Annotated in this window: 14 protein-coding genes; 12 read left to right on the top strand and 2 right to left on the bottom strand. The window is 58.3% G+C overall.

Annotation, left to right across the window (positions count from 1 at the left end; all coding sequences use genetic code 11):
* Positions 1-34: 34 nt before the first annotated feature.
* Positions 35-793: a hypothetical protein gene (locus CDO73_RS07205; RefSeq protein ID WP_088487837.1), complete on the top strand. Its 759-nt coding sequence runs from the start codon at positions 35-37 to the stop codon at positions 791-793.
* Positions 794-908: 115 nt separating this feature from the next.
* Here the strand turns inward: CDO73_RS07205 and CDO73_RS07200 are convergent, their stop codons facing one another.
* The gene (locus CDO73_RS07200) at positions 909-1,793 is read right to left on the bottom strand and encodes a LysR family transcriptional regulator (RefSeq protein WP_088487836.1); all 885 of its coding nucleotides are present in this window, start codon (positions 1,791-1,793) and stop codon (positions 909-911) included.
* A 126-nt stretch (positions 1,794-1,919) separates the two neighbouring features.
* Here CDO73_RS07200 and CDO73_RS07195 point away from each other — a divergent pair, with 126 nt between their 5' ends.
* The 10 genes from CDO73_RS07195 to CDO73_RS07150 all read left to right on the top strand — a co-directional run bounded on the left by CDO73_RS07195 (position 1,920) and on the right by CDO73_RS07150 (position 13,883).
* Entirely contained in the window at positions 1,920-2,666 is a 747-nt protein-coding gene (locus tag CDO73_RS07195) for an acetoacetate decarboxylase (protein ID WP_088487835.1), read from the top strand.
* A gap of 13 nt (positions 2,667-2,679) precedes the next feature.
* Positions 2,680-3,732, top strand: a complete 1,053-nt coding sequence (locus CDO73_RS07190) for a ketopantoate reductase family protein (RefSeq protein ID WP_088487834.1) — start codon at positions 2,680-2,682, stop codon at positions 3,730-3,732.
* Positions 3,733-3,986: 254 nt separating this feature from the next.
* Positions 3,987-5,684 (top strand): molecular chaperone HscC, encoded by a 1,698-nt coding sequence (locus CDO73_RS07185; RefSeq protein ID WP_088487833.1) that lies wholly within the window; start codon positions 3,987-3,989, stop codon positions 5,682-5,684.
* 1 nt (position 5,685) lies between these two features.
* Complete coding sequence (locus CDO73_RS07180) at positions 5,686-8,382, top strand: J domain-containing protein (protein ID WP_088487832.1); 2,697 nt, start codon at positions 5,686-5,688, stop codon at positions 8,380-8,382.
* Positions 8,379-9,050, top strand: coding sequence for a DUF1266 domain-containing protein (locus CDO73_RS07175; protein ID WP_088487831.1), 672 nt, complete (start codon positions 8,379-8,381; stop codon positions 9,048-9,050). The genes CDO73_RS07180 and CDO73_RS07175 overlap by 4 nt, the downstream gene beginning before the upstream one ends.
* A 156-nt stretch (positions 9,051-9,206) precedes the next feature.
* Complete coding sequence (locus CDO73_RS07170) at positions 9,207-9,710, top strand: GNAT family N-acetyltransferase (RefSeq protein ID WP_373446971.1); 504 nt, start codon at positions 9,207-9,209, stop codon at positions 9,708-9,710.
* A 92-nt stretch (positions 9,711-9,802) separates the two neighbouring features.
* Positions 9,803-10,405 (top strand): DinB family protein, encoded by a 603-nt coding sequence (locus CDO73_RS07165; protein ID WP_088487830.1) that lies wholly within the window; start codon positions 9,803-9,805, stop codon positions 10,403-10,405.
* Between the two features lie 252 nt (positions 10,406-10,657).
* A complete protein-coding gene (locus tag CDO73_RS07160) occupies positions 10,658-11,218 on the top strand; it encodes an ECF-type riboflavin transporter substrate-binding protein (RefSeq protein ID WP_088487829.1) in 561 nt (186 codons plus the stop codon).
* A 128-nt stretch (positions 11,219-11,346) separates the two neighbouring features.
* Complete coding sequence (locus CDO73_RS07155; RefSeq protein WP_088487828.1) at positions 11,347-13,053, top strand: ABC transporter ATP-binding protein; 1,707 nt, start codon at positions 11,347-11,349, stop codon at positions 13,051-13,053.
* Entirely contained in the window at positions 13,053-13,883 is an 831-nt protein-coding gene (locus CDO73_RS07150; RefSeq protein WP_088487827.1) for an energy-coupling factor transporter transmembrane component T family protein, read from the top strand. The genes CDO73_RS07155 and CDO73_RS07150 overlap by 1 nt, the downstream gene beginning before the upstream one ends.
* 85 nt (positions 13,884-13,968) lie before the next feature.
* Here the strand turns inward: CDO73_RS07150 and CDO73_RS07145 are convergent, their stop codons facing one another.
* Positions 13,969-14,727: an SDR family oxidoreductase gene (locus CDO73_RS07145; protein ID WP_088487826.1), complete on the bottom strand. Its 759-nt coding sequence runs from the start codon at positions 14,725-14,727 to the stop codon at positions 13,969-13,971.
* A gap of 177 nt (positions 14,728-14,904) precedes the next feature.
* On the opposite strand from CDO73_RS07145, the gene CDO73_RS07140 reads away from it, so the two are divergent.
* Positions 14,905-15,924: an AraC family transcriptional regulator gene (locus CDO73_RS07140; protein ID WP_088487825.1), complete on the top strand. Its 1,020-nt coding sequence runs from the start codon at positions 14,905-14,907 to the stop codon at positions 15,922-15,924.
* Positions 15,925-15,984: the final 60 nt, after the last annotated feature.

The following is a 15,984-nucleotide window of genomic DNA, read 5'->3' as shown; positions in this document are numbered from 1 at the left end:
GGCAGGCATACAGAATTCTCAGGGGGGAATAAAAATGAAATACAAATGGATGGCCATCGGATTGATCGCGATTTTGACGGCTTGCGGCGGAAATACGGAAGCGAAACAGGATGCGCCGGCCGATGTCGCGGAAACCGCGGCACAGACCGAAGAAGCGGCACCTCAACCGGAAACGACTGTCAACAAAGACGGTTCGATCACGACCACGACAAGCAAGACGGTCGGCGCGACTACGGGCAGTACGCAGCTTCAATCGAAAACCGAAACGGATTCCGACGGTTCGGGCAGCTTAAACGTCGATACGACCATAAATACCGACGCTGCAGTGAATATGGATGCCACGGTAAACGTAGAGTCTACGATAAATGTAGATCCTACGATAACCGTAGAAAGCGGAAGCGGAGAATACGGAATAGGACCCGCGATCGCGGAGAAAGTCGGAGATTATGAAGATTACGATCCCAAGAAAGTCGTACAGGTAGTCACGAAAGGAACGCTGGACCGTTATCCAGACAAGACGGTGGGAGAAGCGTTCAACGAGTTCTTCAACCATCCGAAGTGGAGATACTATAAGTCCGAGCTGAACGAAGACGTGGTCGAGTTCACCGGGGATGCAATCTACGCAGAAGAAAAAGGACGTATGACCGTTCAATTCCTGCTGTACGACGATCACACGTTCGAGATTTTCGGAATCTGGGTCGGCAGCAGAGAGCCAAGCTCGGACGAAGAATATTCGCTGTCGGACGACGAAATCGTATACGCGCTCGAAGATATTTACGAACCCGTCGACTAAAAAGAGACCGGGCGGAAAACGCAATTAAAAAAAGACTTCAAAAAAGACTTCGAATCTTGTTCGAAGTCTTTTTTTTATGCGCGAACGCCTGCTTTCCCGCGATCCGGCCAGTCGTTCAGACCGAAAACGACTCCAGATTCCGTTCGTAATACGACACGATAAAATCGCGAAAGTTCTCGGCCGAAGCGGATAAAGTCTTATGCCGGTTCCAAGACAAAGCGACCGGATAGACCGCCGAATCGTCCGCTACCCGAATATAATTCAACCCCAGTGCCCGGCAGATCGAAATCGGAAGCAGCGCCGCGCCTTGATCCAGCTTGACGATCTCGACCAGCAGATGCGAATCGACCTCGAACGCGATATTCGGCACGAAGCCCGCTTTTTCGCACAGCAAATTCGTAAATTCGCTGTACTCGGCATTATTGGCCAGCGTGATAAACGGTTCGTCGGCAACCTGATTTAACGAAACTTCCGTCTGCCCGGTTAATCGGTGATTCGAAGGCAGGACCAGCACAATGTCTTCGTTGACCAGAACGCGGCTTTCGATATCCTCGTCCGGAGCATGACGGCCGGTGATGCCCAGATCGATATCGCCTTTTTTGAGACTGGCGAAGATCTCGTTCTTGGCGCCTATGGCTTGAATGATCTTGGATTCCGGAAAACCGTTGATATACTCGCTGATCAGTCCGGTCAGAAACCTTGGATTGGTGATCGAGATCCTTAACGTACGGGAGATCGATTGTTCTTCCGCGCGGATTTCCGCCTGCGCGTTTTCGAGCTCGGTAAAGATCCGATCGACGTGTTTGAGCAAAATTTTGCCCGAAGCGCTCAAGCGAATGTTTCTTCCTTGCCGCTCGAACAAGTCCGTGCCTAACTCGTCTTCGAGTCTTTTGATCGTCAGGCTCAGGGACGGCTGCGCGATATTCAACTGCCGGGCCGCTCTGGAGATGTGTTCGGTATAAGCGACGGTCTGAAAATACTTGAGCTGAAGCAGTTCCATCTGCACACCACCTATTTATTCGAATAAATGTATATATAGAATATTATATATTAGATTAAATTTAAAGCGAGGCGTAAGATAATCTTATAAAAGAAACGAACGCATAACGAAGGAGGACGTTTTTTCATGAAGATCGATATGAATAACATCGCCCGGAATTTGAATACGCCTTTGACGGCGCCCGCTTATCCGATGCCGCCTTACAAATTCGTGAACCGCGAATATCTGAACATCGTGTACCGCACGGATGCGGAAGCTTTGCGCGCAGCCGTTCCGGAGCCGCTCGAAATCGACGACCCGCTGGTCCGGTTCGAAGTCATGTGGATGCCCGACGTTTCGGGACTCGGCGCGTATACCGAAGCCGGGCAGGTCATTCCGGTCCGCTTCAACGGCGAAGAAGGAGACTACGTGCATTCGATGTACGTGGACAACTTCCCGGCGATCGCGAGCGGTCGCGAACTGACGGCTTATCCGAAAAAGCTCGGCGCGCCGAAGCTGTACGTCGATTCGGATACGCTGGTCGGCACGCTGGATTACGGCTCGCTTCGCGTCGCTACGGCGACGATGGGCTACAAGCATGCCGAGATGGATAAAGAAGCCGCCAAAAACGAAATCTGCCGCCCTAACTTTATGGTCAAGATCGCGACGGATTATCAAGGAAATCTGCGCGTCTGCGACTTGATCCGCACGCAGATTACGGATATCGACGTCAAATGGGCCTGGAGCGGACCCGCTCGGCTGCAATTGTTCGAACATGCGCTGGCGCCTTTGGCCGATCTTCCGGTATTGGAAGTCGTATCCGCCTCGCATATTCTGACGGATCTCACCTTGAACGCCGCGCAGCCTATATATAACTATTTGGAGCAAAAATAAGGAGGAGTTACGCATGAGAATCGCCGTATTGGGAGCCGGCTCGCTCGGAACCATCGTCGGAGCTTATCTGGCCGACGGAGGCATGGACGTCGAGTTGATCGACGCGTATCAGGAACATGTGGACACGCTGAACCGAGTCGGTGCCAAAGTCGTGGGTACCACGGAGTTCCATTCGAAAGTCAAAGCCGTCACACCGGAAAACAAGTCGGGCAAATACGATCTGGTGCTGCTGCTGACCAAACAATTGTATAACGATTCCGTGCTTGCGGAACTGCTACCGTTTCTGAACGAAGACAGCGTGGTATGTTCTTTGCAAAACGGGATTCCCGAACAAAAAGTCTCTTCGATCGTCGGCGCGGAGCGCGTGATCGCGGGGTCCGTCGAATTCGGCGCGACGTTTATCGAACCGGGCGTTTCCGAGCTGACGACCGCATACGATCAGTTCAAACAGTACGCGTTCCAAATCGGAGAATTGAACGGCGAAACGACGGACCGCATCCGGAAAATCCAAACGGTATTGGAACTGGTAGGCGGCACGCATATCTCCGATAACCTGGTCGGCACGAAATGGTCCAAGCTGCTGATCAATAACGCATTCAGCGGGTTGTCGGCCGCGTTGAACGGAACGTACGGCGATATTCTGGATCACGAGACCGGCATCGCGAGCGCGGTGCATATCGCGGACGAGACGATCAAAGTCGGACATGCCAACGGAATCCGTTTCGCTTCGATGGGCGGTTTCGATCTGGAGTCTCTGGAATTGGGCAGCGAAAGCGACGTTCCCGAGCGGATCCGCGCGTTCAGAACCACGATGGAACCGTCGAGACTGCTGAGAGCGAGCATGCTTCAAGATCTGGAGAAAAAGCGCAAGACCGAGATCGACTATATCAACGGAGTCGTGCCGCAGATGGCGGAAGGCAAAGACATCCCGACGCCTTTCAACGATCTGGTCGTCGCGCAGGTCCGAGCCGCGGAAGAAACGCGTACCGTGCCCGATTTCGATACGAATCTTCAAGCGTTCGAAAAGCTGCTGGCTGTCGAAGCAAACAAACAAAGCTTATCGTAACGCACGACCTTTTATATCCGGACGCCGTGAAGTCGGACGAAAAATTAACCGAACAAGGCACCGTGATTCGGACGTTCGTTTATCTCGAGACGATGATTTTTTTTAAAATACCCAGCGCTCTTCAAAAAGCCGGATGAGGCAAATCCTCATCCGGCTTTTTCTGCTTTATTTCTTATTTGTCGAACGAACCGCTTCGCTGGTAAACTGGTATTCATCGGATGTTCATTTTACATACCACGAAAAACGGAGGACCCATGACTATTATCGGAATCGATCTCGGCACCACCAACAGCGCCGTTTCCGTCTGGAAAGACGGCCGTTCGCTGCTTATTCCCAACGCTCTCGGCGATCGGCTGACGCCTTCGGTCGTCGGACTCGACGACAACGGCGACATTCTCGTCGGACGCATCGCGCGGGAACGCCTGCTGACCCACCCGCTGCTGACGACGTCCGCGTTCAAGCGCCATATGGGAACGCCGCGCGAGATTCGGCTGGGAGATCGGCGTTTTCGCGCGGAAGAACTGTCGGCTCTCGTGCTTCGCGCGCTCAAAGCCGATGCGGAAAGCTACCTCGGCGAAACGGTGACCGAAGCCGTGATCAGCGTGCCGGCTTATTTCAACGACACGCAGCGCAAAGCGACCCGGATGGCGGGCGAACTCGCGGGACTCAAAGTCGAGCGCCTGCTGAACGAACCGACGGCGGCCGCGATCGCGTACGGATTGCATCAGCAGAAACCGGAAACGCAGTTTCTGGTCTTCGACCTCGGAGGCGGCACGTTCGACGTATCGATCTTGGAACTGTTCGACGGCGTGATGGAAGTCAAAGCCGTCGCCGGAGACAATTATCTGGGCGGAGAAGATTTCACGGACGCGATCGTCGATTATTATCTCTCTTCGTTCGGCTTGTCCGTCTCGTCGATCGAACGCAAAACGCTGGCCGCGCTGCGCGAGCAGGCGGAAGCGGGCAAACGCGATCTGACCAAACACAAACCGTTCAAATTGTCGGCTCTGATCGACGGAGAACGGAAAGAGCGCGAGATCGGCCGCGAACGGTTCGAAGCGCTCGTTCAGCCGCTCGTGGATCGGCTGCGCCGCCCGATCGAACGCGCGCTGCTCGACGCGTCGATCGACGGCGATGCGATCGACGAGATCGTCATGGTCGGCGGCGCTTCGCGGATGCCTGTCGTTTACGGCATGCTCAGCCGCATGTTCGGCCGGCTGCCGGCCGCCCATATCGATCCGGACGAGACGGTCGCCGTGGGCGCTGGCGTTCAAGCGGGCATGAAAGAACGCAGCGAAGAGCTTCAAGACGTGGTCATGACGGACGTCTGTCCGTACACGCTCGGCACGGAAGTGGCGATGGCTTACGCGACCGGCGAATACGAAAGCGGACATTTCAGCCCGATCATCGACCGCAATACGTTCGTGCCGGTCAGCCGCGTGAAGCGGTTCTCCACGGTGAACGAGGATCAGAAGAAAATCGTCGTCAAGATCTATCAAGGGGAAAACCGTTTGGCGGCGAACAATCTGCTGCTCGGCGAACTCGAAGTGGAGTTTCCGCCGGAAACGAGCGGGATTCGCGATATCGATATCCGCTATACGTACGATATTAACGGAATTCTCGAAGTCGAAGTCAAAACGGAAGGGCTGGACGACGTTCACCGTATCGTGATCGAAGAAAATCCGGGCGTGATGAGCCGCGAAGAGATCGAGCGCAGGCTGGCGAAACTCTCCGCGCTCAAAATGCACCCGCGAGAGCAGGAGCGCAACCGTCTGTTGCTCGCGCGGGGAGACCGACTGTACGAAGAGCGGCTCGGCGACGAACGTGAGTGGATCGGGCTGGCGATGCAGCGTTTCGAGGCGGCGCTGCATCGCCAGGACAAACGAGAGATCGACGAAGAGGCGGAGCGTCTGGAACAGTTCTTGAATCAATTCGAAGGGAACCGGCGCTGATATGGGCGTTTGGAAGATTCTCGGCATCGCGCCGACCGCCGATGCCCGGACGATCAAGCGCGCTTATGCCGCGCTGCTCAAGAAAGTGCATCCCGAAGACGATCCGGAAGGGTTCCAACGGCTGCGCGAAGCCTATGGAGAAGCGTTGGAATTGGCGAAGACGCTGCAAGCGGAAGCGAGCGCGGGAACGATCGGGCCCGATTCGGCAGCGGATAGGTCGGTTCAGGCAAACACCGAAAGCGCGGAAGATTCCGAGGCGTCTTACGGTTCGTCCGGCGAGGCCGGCCGGCTGCCCGCTTGGGGCGAAGCCAATCGGTTGACGCGCCGACGGCGGCAGGAAGACCGCCGGTCGCCGGACGAGGGCGCGGGAGCAGACGGCGGCGAACGGCAGACGGAGTCCATGCAGTCCGGGCCGCTTGAAGCGGCGGAACGGGTTCGCCGCATGCAGGAACTGTACGCCGAGTACGCGCGGCGCATCCGGCCGGAACTCTGGGAAGAGCTGCTGGGCGATGAGCGGCTTCGAAATTTGACGTTCCGCCGGGAAGCGCAGTCGGACGTGCTGCGCTTCGTGGCGGAGCATCCGCATCTGCCGCATGCGGTCTGGCAAGTTCTCGATCGGACGTTCGATTGGACCGGCGACGAGTTAGGGCTGGTCCGCTCGGTACCGCCGGAATTCGCGGCGTTCGTGCTCGAATCGATCCGCCAGCCCGCGGCGCTGCGCTTCGAATACGTCCCGTCCGATCCGGGTTTCGACCAAGACGAGTTCCTCGGGCTTCGGGCCCGCGGGGCGGGGCTGTTTCGAAGCGGACGGCTGCGCGAAGCCGTCGAAGAATGGGATCGGGCAAGCGAGTTGTTCGCGGGCGACCCGGATCTGCTGCGGCTGCGCGCGGCGGCGCTGCATCTGCTGGGCGAAGACCTGCGCGCGGAAGAAGACTGGCGAAAGCTGGTCGCGCAGTTTCCGGACGAGCGGGACGCGTTCCTGCGGCTGGCGGACCGCTTGTTGGAAACGGAGCGCGCATCCGAAGCGCTGAGGCTGCTTCAGCGGGCGCTCGATCTGCGTCCCAACGACCCGCAGGCGCTGCTCGGCCTTGCCCGCTGCTACCGCGAGTCGGAACGTTATATGGAAGCGCAGCACGTCTGCGATCTGGCGCTGATGCTCGAACCTTCGGACATCGAACTTCGCATTCGGCTGCTCGATCTGCAAAGCTTGCAGGTTCAGCGCCTGCTCGAGATCTTGAAGCGTTATCCGGGCGACCGGGATTCGCGCTATGCCGCGGGGGAACTGCTGTATGGACTCGGGCGCTACGAGGAATGCGAACGCGTGCTGACGGAAGCGCCGCTCTACGGATCGACCGGCGAGATGAAAGCTTTGCTCGGCCGGACGCTGCTGCGGCTGGGCCGCGAAGCGGAAGCGGAGGAACGCTTCGACGAGGCAGTGGCAGCTTCGGAAGCCGCCGGGCAGAACGGTTACGAAGCGCGGTATCGGCGCGGTCTGCATCTCGCTAAACGCGGGGAATGGCGTGCCGCGGAAGCCGACCTGCGCCGTGCCGCCGCTCTGGCTCCCGGCGAGAACGCGCGGCTGCATGCGGCGCTCGCGGACTGCTTGGCCGGTCTCGGGCGTTTCGACGAAGCGCTCGAATCGATCGGACGAGCGCTGCGGATCAAGCCTTGCAGCGCCTTCTACGGGATTCGGGCCGTCGCGCGGCACGGGCTCGGACAATACGAAGACGCGTTGGAAGATTGCGAACGCGCCTCCGAATATCGCGCGTTGGACCGCCGAACGTTAGAGGTGCGGGCGTACTGCGAACTGCGCGCCGGCCGCGACGAAGAAGCGGCCTACAGCTTGGAAGCGGCCCGCGATCTCGGCGGCGATTCGCCGGAACTTCTCGCGGCGCTCTGCGAGCTGTACCTGCGCCGCGGCGCTTACCGCGAAGTCGTGGCGGCGACCGCGCCTTACGTATCGGCGGAATCTTCGGCCGATGCGGCGGTCGAAGGCGAACTGCTGCTCTGCCGCGGCTGGGCCTGCCGCGCTCTCGGAATGTCGGCGGAGGCCGAAGAAGCCTTCGTCGAGGCGGCGAAGCGGCTGCCGGACGATGTGCGCGCGCTGAGATCGGCGCTGGACGTGCTGTTCGCGGACGGCGGCCTGCGCGCGGAAGCCGTGCTGTCGTACGCGGAGCGCATTCTCGCGCGCGATCCGCGCGATGCCGAGACCCGGCTGCGTTACGCCGGGGCGCTGCTTGATCTGGGCCGCGCGGACGAAGCGCTCCGGACGATCGAAGACCTGCTCGATCGTCCGGAGCGGCCGCAAGAGTTCGCGTTCGTCTGGTATTACGCGGGCGCTGTCGAGATCGAGCGCCGAGACTACGCGGCTGCGGCGGAGCGGCTGCGCCGGGCTTGCGGCGAAGGCTTGCAAAGCGATGCCGCAAGCCTGCTGTCGATCGCTTTGTTCGAGACCGGCGAGACGGGCGAAGCGCTGCGTCTGGCGCGCGAAGTCTGCGCGCGCCAGACAGGGCAGGCCGTATACGGCGACAGGCTCAAAAGGATGGAGAATCGAAGCGGCGTGCCGAGCGCGCTCCGGCTGTTGATGCGCCGGAACTCCCGGCAGGAAGATTGGCCGTTCGATATCCGGCGTCTGCCGCTGCGTCCGCTTCCGCGCGGCGGCGAATTTCCTTACGAAAGAGAGGTCGGGCCGAGATGATGAACGCTTACGAATACGAACGCGCGTTGAACTGGGCGGCGGCTCTCGGCGCGCCGCTTCTGTCGCAGAACGGCGTTCGGCCTCCTTACTCGCCGGCCGCCTGCCGTGCGGCGAATTTCGATTCGGAAGGGATTCTGCGCAAGTTGTGGAACGTGACGGACGGAGAAGGCGTGCGGGAGCTTGCTCGGCGAATGTGGGCGGGCATGCACAATCCTTCTTTTCAAGAGATTCGTCTGCTGCTGTCGGGGATGACGCTGGATCAGCGGCAGGCTTACGTCGAAAGTTATCGGGAGCGCGAGCAGTACGGAGAGCTGTACACCGTGAATCTCTACATGGATCGGCTTACGCCTGCGGGAATCGCGGCTTGGGATCTGGGACGGCTGGCTTTTTATCTTCGCTGCGCGAGGTTGGAACAATACATCACCGAAGCCGAAGAAGAAGCTTATCTGCTGCATACGGCGGTTCGCGCGCGCTTTTCCTACAGGAGTTGGCCGGATTACGCGGTGGCTTATATGGCGGGACGCCAATTCTGGGCCGGTGACTTGTCGGAAGAATGGTCGGAGATCAACTACGGCATTCTGCGCGGCCTGCTGACGGAAGAATCGACGCCTTGGCGCGAGCTGGAATGGGAGATCGATTTGCCCGAACCGCCGGTATTAGTACCTTGACCGCCTTGAATCTAAGGTTTGAGCCTTTCGGAAACACGCACGGTTCAAGCGGGTTTCCGGAGGGCGTAACCTAACCTCTTAAGCGGTCAAGGTATTGGATTTTTGATACGATCGCAGCGGAATTTCCGAACACGCTGCATAAACGGAGGGAAGCCCATGACAACCGAACCGACGATTACGATCGAACCTTACTTTGCCGAAGGCGAACGCCCGGAAGCGGTCTCCGCGATGATTCTTCATATCCAACAGAACGAATACGGCATCCCGATCACGTTGGAGCAGCAGCCCGACCTTATGGACATCGAGACTTTTTACCGGCAGGGATCGGGCAACTTCTGGACGGCGATCGCCGAAGGCGAAGTCGTCGGCACAATCGCGCTGCTGGATATCGGGCAAGGACGGTCGGCGCTGCGAAAAATGTTCGTCAAAAAAGAATTTCGCGGCGGAGGTCTGTCCGTCTCGCGGCGTTTATTGGATACGGCCTTTGCTTGGGCGAAAGAACGCGGAGTGTCGGAGATCTGGCTAGGCACCACCCCCGCGTTCAAAGCGGCTCATCGTTTTTACGAAAAAAACGGATTTGCCGAAGTGTCGAAAGCGGAACTGCCTTCCGGTTTTCCGGTGATGGAAGTCGACAAGAAGTTCTATCGAAAGACCGTCTAGCGATCGGAATTTCGAAGAACGATGCGATCGAATCGGCGCTGTCTTTGACCTGACCCGCGAAATCGCGGGCCGAAAATACGGGAGGGACCAGCATGAACGCGAACACGCGAAACGAAGTGTTATCATGGATACACGGGATCGAAGACGAGTTGAATCAAACGCAAAACGACTTGAACACATGGTTCGACGGCGAGCCGGCGTTATTGGCGTATACCCCTCGCGAAGGTTGGAGTGTGCCGCAGATTCTGGAACATGTATCGCTGACCAATCATTATCTGCTGATTCTGATCCGCAAAGGTCGCGCCAAAGCGCTTGAATTGGCCGCCAAGCCGGGCAAACTCGAAGCGGCGTTGTCCGAATTCCGGCCGAACGCGGCGCGGCTGGACGCGATCGCGGATCCCGGCGCGTTCGAATGGATTCGCCCGGAACATATGGAGCCGACCGGCACGGCGAATTTGGATGAAGTATCCGGGAGACTGGACGACCAATTCGCGGAATGTCGGCAGGCGCTGTCCGATCTGGCGCGCGGAGAAGGGCTGCTGTATCTGACGACGATGACGGTCAACGGTCTCGGCAAATTGAACGTGTACGAGTACGTCATTTTCCTGTGCCGGCATGCGCAGCGGCATTTGGAGCAGCTTCGCAAGGTGGAGCGGGAGTATCGCCGGACGCAAGAACCGGATAAACTCCGTTAAAGAACGCGCATCCGCCAGAGATCGAACAAGCGGAAGCGGACATCGATAGACGATCGGGAATTTCCCGGTCGCCTTTTTGTTTGCATGGCGTTATTTTTCGTATTTTTATGCATACCTCATAAATCCTATGAATAAAATAAGGATTTCGCAAAAAACGATGGCGCTCCGCGGAATCTCCCGGTATAATCAACGCAAAGAAAGCAAGTCGTTCTCGGCGACCTGCTTACGAATCAGAAGAAAAGAGGGGAAGTTATGCAATCTTCGAAAGGATTTTCGGTCAAAACGATCGTGGCGATCGGGATAGGCGCCGCTTTGTTTATCGTGCTTGCGCGTTTCGGATCGATTCCGACCGGCATTCCGAACACGAATATTCAAACGAACTACGCGATTTTGGCTTTGTTCGCGCTGCTGTACGGCCCGTGGGCGGGACTCTTGATCGGATTGATCGGTCATACGTTGGCCGACTTGATCTCCTACGGCGCGCCTTGGTTCAGTTGGGTGATCGCTTCGGGCGTAGCCGGCTTGGTGTACGGGCTGCTGTCCAGAGGGATGCGTATTCACGAAGGCGAATTCGGCGTCCGCGAGATCGTTCGGTTCAATATCGCCCAGATCGTCGGCAATGCGATTGCCTTTTTCGCCGTCGCGCCGGTGCTGGACATCTTGATCTACGCCGAACCTTCGAACAAAGTGTTCACGCAAGGTTTCGCCGCGGGCGGGATGAACATGGTCACTGTCGCGATACTGGGCACGCTGCTCGCCGTCGCGTATTCCAAGACGCGAACCAAGCGCGGAAGCTTGACGCGGGAAGCCTAGCATGTGAGAATTGAAGCAGAAGCAAGCCGAAGAAAAGCCGGTGCATCCAGCCGGCTTTTCCTTGTGTTCGCGCCTTTTTTGCCGCTTGGCGCAAAAAGGGGAAGATCGGGAACGGGAAAGGAAACACGATGAGAAAACCGGTGATCGAATTCGATCGTTTTACGTTTCAATATCGCGCGCAGAGCGAACCGACGCTGCACGGGATCGACCTGACCATTTTCGAAGGCGAAAAAGTGCTGGTCGTCGGTCCTTCGGGATCGGGCAAAAGCACGCTGGCGCATTGCATCAACGGCTTGGCGCCGCATTTTTATCCGGGAGAACGCTCGGGAAGCCTGAAGATCATGGGCGAAGACGCTTCGGCGCTCGGAATCGCGGAGCTGTCGGACACGGTCGGCACGGTGATGCAGGACCCGGACGGGCAATTCGTAGGCTTGACCGTGGCGGAAGACATCGCGTTCAAGCTGGAAAACGACGGCGTGTCCCGCGAAGAAATGATTCGCCGCGTCAGAGCGGCGGCCGAAGAAGTGGAAGCGGAAGCTTATCTGAACGCTTCGCCGCAGGAACTGTCGGGCGGACAGAAGCAGAAGACGACGTTGGCCGGAGGTCTGGTCGGCGGCGCGCCGATTCTGCTGTTCGACGAGCCGCTGGCCAGCCTCGATCCGTATGCCGGACGGGCGACGGTCGAACTGATCGATCGTTTGCACCGCGATTCCGGCCGTACGATCATCATCGTCGAACATCGGCTGGAAGAGATGCTGCATCGTCCGGTCGACCGGATTATCGTAATCGACGAAGGACGCATCGCCGCCGATCTGCCGCCCGACGAGCTGCTGTGTTCCGGGCTGCTCCGGGAGAAAGGCATTCGCGAGCCGCTGCATCTGGCCGCGCTGCGATACGCGGGCTGCGCGTTGAGTCCGGAGATTCGGCCGCGCAGCGTAGAAACGGTCGATCTGGAAAAAGGAGGACGCGCGGAGCAGCTCCGCCGCTGGCACGACGCCAACGCTCCCGCGCTCCGGCCGACGGACCGCGAGCCGCTGCTGGAGATCGAAAGACTGACGTTCGGTTACGATTCCGCCGATCCTGTCGTCAACGACGTTTCGCTGACCGTGGGCCGCGGCGAAATCTTATGCATAGCAGGGCGCAACGGAGCAGGCAAATCGACGATCTCCCGGCTGATCTGCGGGTTCCATCGTCCGCAGTCCGGTACGATCCGGCTGGGAGGACGCGATATCACGCGCGATACGATTCGCGAGCGGGCGGAAACGATCGGGTTCGTCATGCAGAATCCGAATCATATGATCTCCAAGCCGCTGTTATACGACGAAGTGGCGCTCGGGCTCGTCAACCGCGGCGTGCCGGAAGCGGACATCCAAGACCGGGTGCACGAGACGCTGCGCGTATGCGGCCTGTATCCGTTTCGGAGCTGGCCGATCTCGGCGCTGAGTTACGGACAGAAGAAGCGGGCCACCATCGCGTCGATTCTGGTGCTGCGCCCCGATATCCTGATTCTGGACGAGCCGACGGCGGGTCAGGATTTCCGCCATTATAACGAAATGATGAACTTTCTGCTGAAGCTTAACGCGGACGGGATGACGCTGATCCTGATCACGCACGATATGCATCTGATGTTGGAATACGGACAGCGCGCGGTGATCTTGTCGGAAGGCCGCAAGATCGCGGAAGACGCGCCGGCCCGGATTCTGGGCAACGCGGAATGGACGGAAGAAGCGCATTTGCAAGAAACCTCGCTGCATCGTCTGGCGCGCCGCGTCGGCATTTCGCCGGAAGACGAGTTCGTATCCCGATTCATACGCGCGGACAGGGGGATGAACTGATGGCGGCCAAGCTGCTTGCTTATTCCGATACGGGATCTCCGGTCCATCGCCTGAACGGCGTGACCAAACTGGCGGTCTTTCTGCTGATCGCGGTGACGGGCATGGTCATCTACGATACGCGCTGTCTGCTGGTCATGCTGGCGATTTCGCTGTATGTCTTTTTCTTGTCGAAAGTGCCTTTCAAACAGTATTCGTTCGTGCTCTATCTGATCATCGTTTTCTCGGTATTGAATCAGCTGGCGATCTTCTTGTTCGCGCCCGATCAGGGAACGGTCATCTACGGAACTCGCCACGAGCTGCTGCCGATCGCCGGACGGTACTCCGTGACGGCGGAGCAGCTGTTCTACCAGTTTAACGTGCTGCTGAAATACGCCGTGGTCGTGCCGCCCGCGCTGTTGTTTCTGCTGACCACCGATCCCAGCGAGTTCGCGGCTTCGCTGAACCGGATCGGCGTGCCGTACAAGATCGCTTACGCCGTCTCGCTGACGATGCGTTATATCCCCGACGTTCAGCAGGAGTACGTGAATATCTCGACGGCGGCGCAGGCGCGAGGCATCGATTTGTCGAGAAAAGAAAAGCTCGGCCGGCGATTGAAAAATATGATCTCCGTTCTGCTTCCGCTCGTTCTGGCGACCTTGGAACGGATCGAGAAAGTCAGCGCGGCGCTGGAACTGCGGGGATTCGGCAGAGGCCGCAAACGGACCTGGTACAAAGGACGTTCGCTGACGCGAAAAGATTGGATCGTGTTGGCCTGCGCGGTTCTGCTGTCGGCGGCGGCTTTCGCGATCACGTTCGGGAAAGGGTCGAGATTCTACAATCCGTTCGTCTAACCTCTATTTCATACCAAAACAGACTCGGCCATCGGGCGGCGCGAGTCTGTTTTAGTGCATCCTAAATTCGCTTCTTGCTTGTCCGTCACACGAAACCGCCGTTTACGCGCAGCGTCTGCCCCGTGATCCAGCGCGCTTCTTCGCTTGCCAGAAACAGCACGGCGCCGGTGATGTCTTCGGTTTCGCCGAGACGACCGAACGAATTCATGCCGACGATGCCCGCCACCTGCTGCTCCGATTTGCCTTCGAGAAACAGCTCGGTATTGACCGGACCCGGCGCGACGGCGTTGATCGTGAGGTTTTTCGGGCCCAGTTCTTTGGCGAGTTGGCGGGTAAACTGCTCGACCGCGCCTTTGGTTCCCGCGTACACGCTGTAGCCGGGGAACATCGCGCCCGCGACCGACGTCGAGAAATTGATGATCCGCCCGCCCGGATTCAGATGCTCGGCCGCGGTCTGGCAGGCGAAGAAGGTACCTTTGACGTTGACGGCGAACTGCCGATCGAACTCTTCTTCGGTGACCTGCGCTAACGGGACCGTATGCATGATTCCCGCATTATTGACCAGAATATCGATGCCGCCGAACGTCTCGACCGTCTGTTCGAACAGCGCGCGGATCTCGGCCACCCGGCTGACGTCCGCTCGGATCGCCGCGGCCCGTCCGCCTTGCTCTTCGATCCGCCGGACCACTTCTTCGGCTTTGCTTTGACTGCCGCTGTAGTTGACGACGACGTTGGCTCCGGCGGCGGCGAACGCTTCGGCGATTCGGCTGCCGATGCCGCGCGACGAGCCGGTAACGATTGCCGTTTTGCCCGCGAACGCGCCGGAATGGAAAGTAGGATTCATCAAAAATTCGCTCCTTTTGCAGATGGAATAAAGGCTTGGCGTGCTTATACCCGTATTATGCGCGGCTTGAAGCGCAAAGCGGTAGAATGATTCCCGACGATCCTTGCCTAATCCTCTAGAAAAGCGCATGATGGAAAAAGAACATCGAATTCTATTCGCAAGGACGGGGGGAATTGCATGCCGCAGGATACGCAAGATAAGCAGCATCCAAACGCGGAGGATCGTTTACGAGATCAGACAGAAAGTCGTTCGATCGACGAGCGCAACCGAAACGGGAACCGGGAGCTGACGCAGCTGCTGCTGCGCCATGCGCCGCAAGAAGGACCGCAGACGACCGCGATTCCGGAACTACGCCTGATCCGCCAGACGGGAACGCAGCTTCTGGTCCATTCTCTTTACCGTCCTTCGCTGTGCATCGTGGCGCAGGGGGCGAAGCAGGTGGTCGCGGGCAAGCGCAGCTATACGTACGATCCGTCTTCGTATCTCGCGACTTCCGTCGAACTGCCGATTCAGGGAAGAGTCGTTCAAGCTTCGCCGGAAGCGCCTTACTTGAGTTTGCAGCTCTATTTCACGGCGGATCAGATCGTGCGGCTCGGCGGAGGGACGGCAGGTTCCGAACCGCTGGGCAAAAGGGTAGCGGAACCTGCGATCGGTCTCGGACGGATGAACGAGGCTTTGACGGAGGCGACGCTGCGGCTGGTCCGTCTGCTGGATACGCCGAAAGACATCGAAGCGTTGGCGCCTCTTGCCGTCAGCGAGCTGCTCTACCGCGCCCTGCAAGGCGAATTGGGCGGAATGATCCGACGCTTCGCGGCTTCCGGCACGTCGGCGCAGCGCATCGCGGGCGCGGTACGCCGTCTGCAAACCGAATACGACCGGACGCTGAGAGTCGAAGAACTGGCGGCGCAGGCGAATATGAGCGAATCTTCGTTTTATGTCCGTTTCAAGGAGACGACGGGACTGACGCCGATTCAATACCAGAAACGGATCCGGCTTCAGGAAGCGCGGCGTCTGCTGCTGTCGGAGACGGGGGAAGCGGCGGACGCGGCTTACCGCGTCGGTTACGAGAGCCCGTCGCAGTTCGGCCGGGAGTATGCGCGCATGTTCGGATTGCCGCCCGCGCAGGATATGAAGCGGATGCGGGAGGCGTTGATGGCTTGGGATTTAAGAGAGAGCTATAGGAAAAAGGATAAATAAGAAAATTCAAATGAGATATATTTTGATGGTTTGAGAATAGTGTTATGATATAGGTGTTTA

Origin of the sequence: Saccharibacillus sp. O23 (assembly GCF_002205895.1) — a bacterium.
GTDB lineage: Bacteria > Bacillota > Bacilli > Paenibacillales > Paenibacillaceae > Saccharibacillus.
This window is presented reverse-complemented; position numbering and strand designations above follow the sequence as displayed.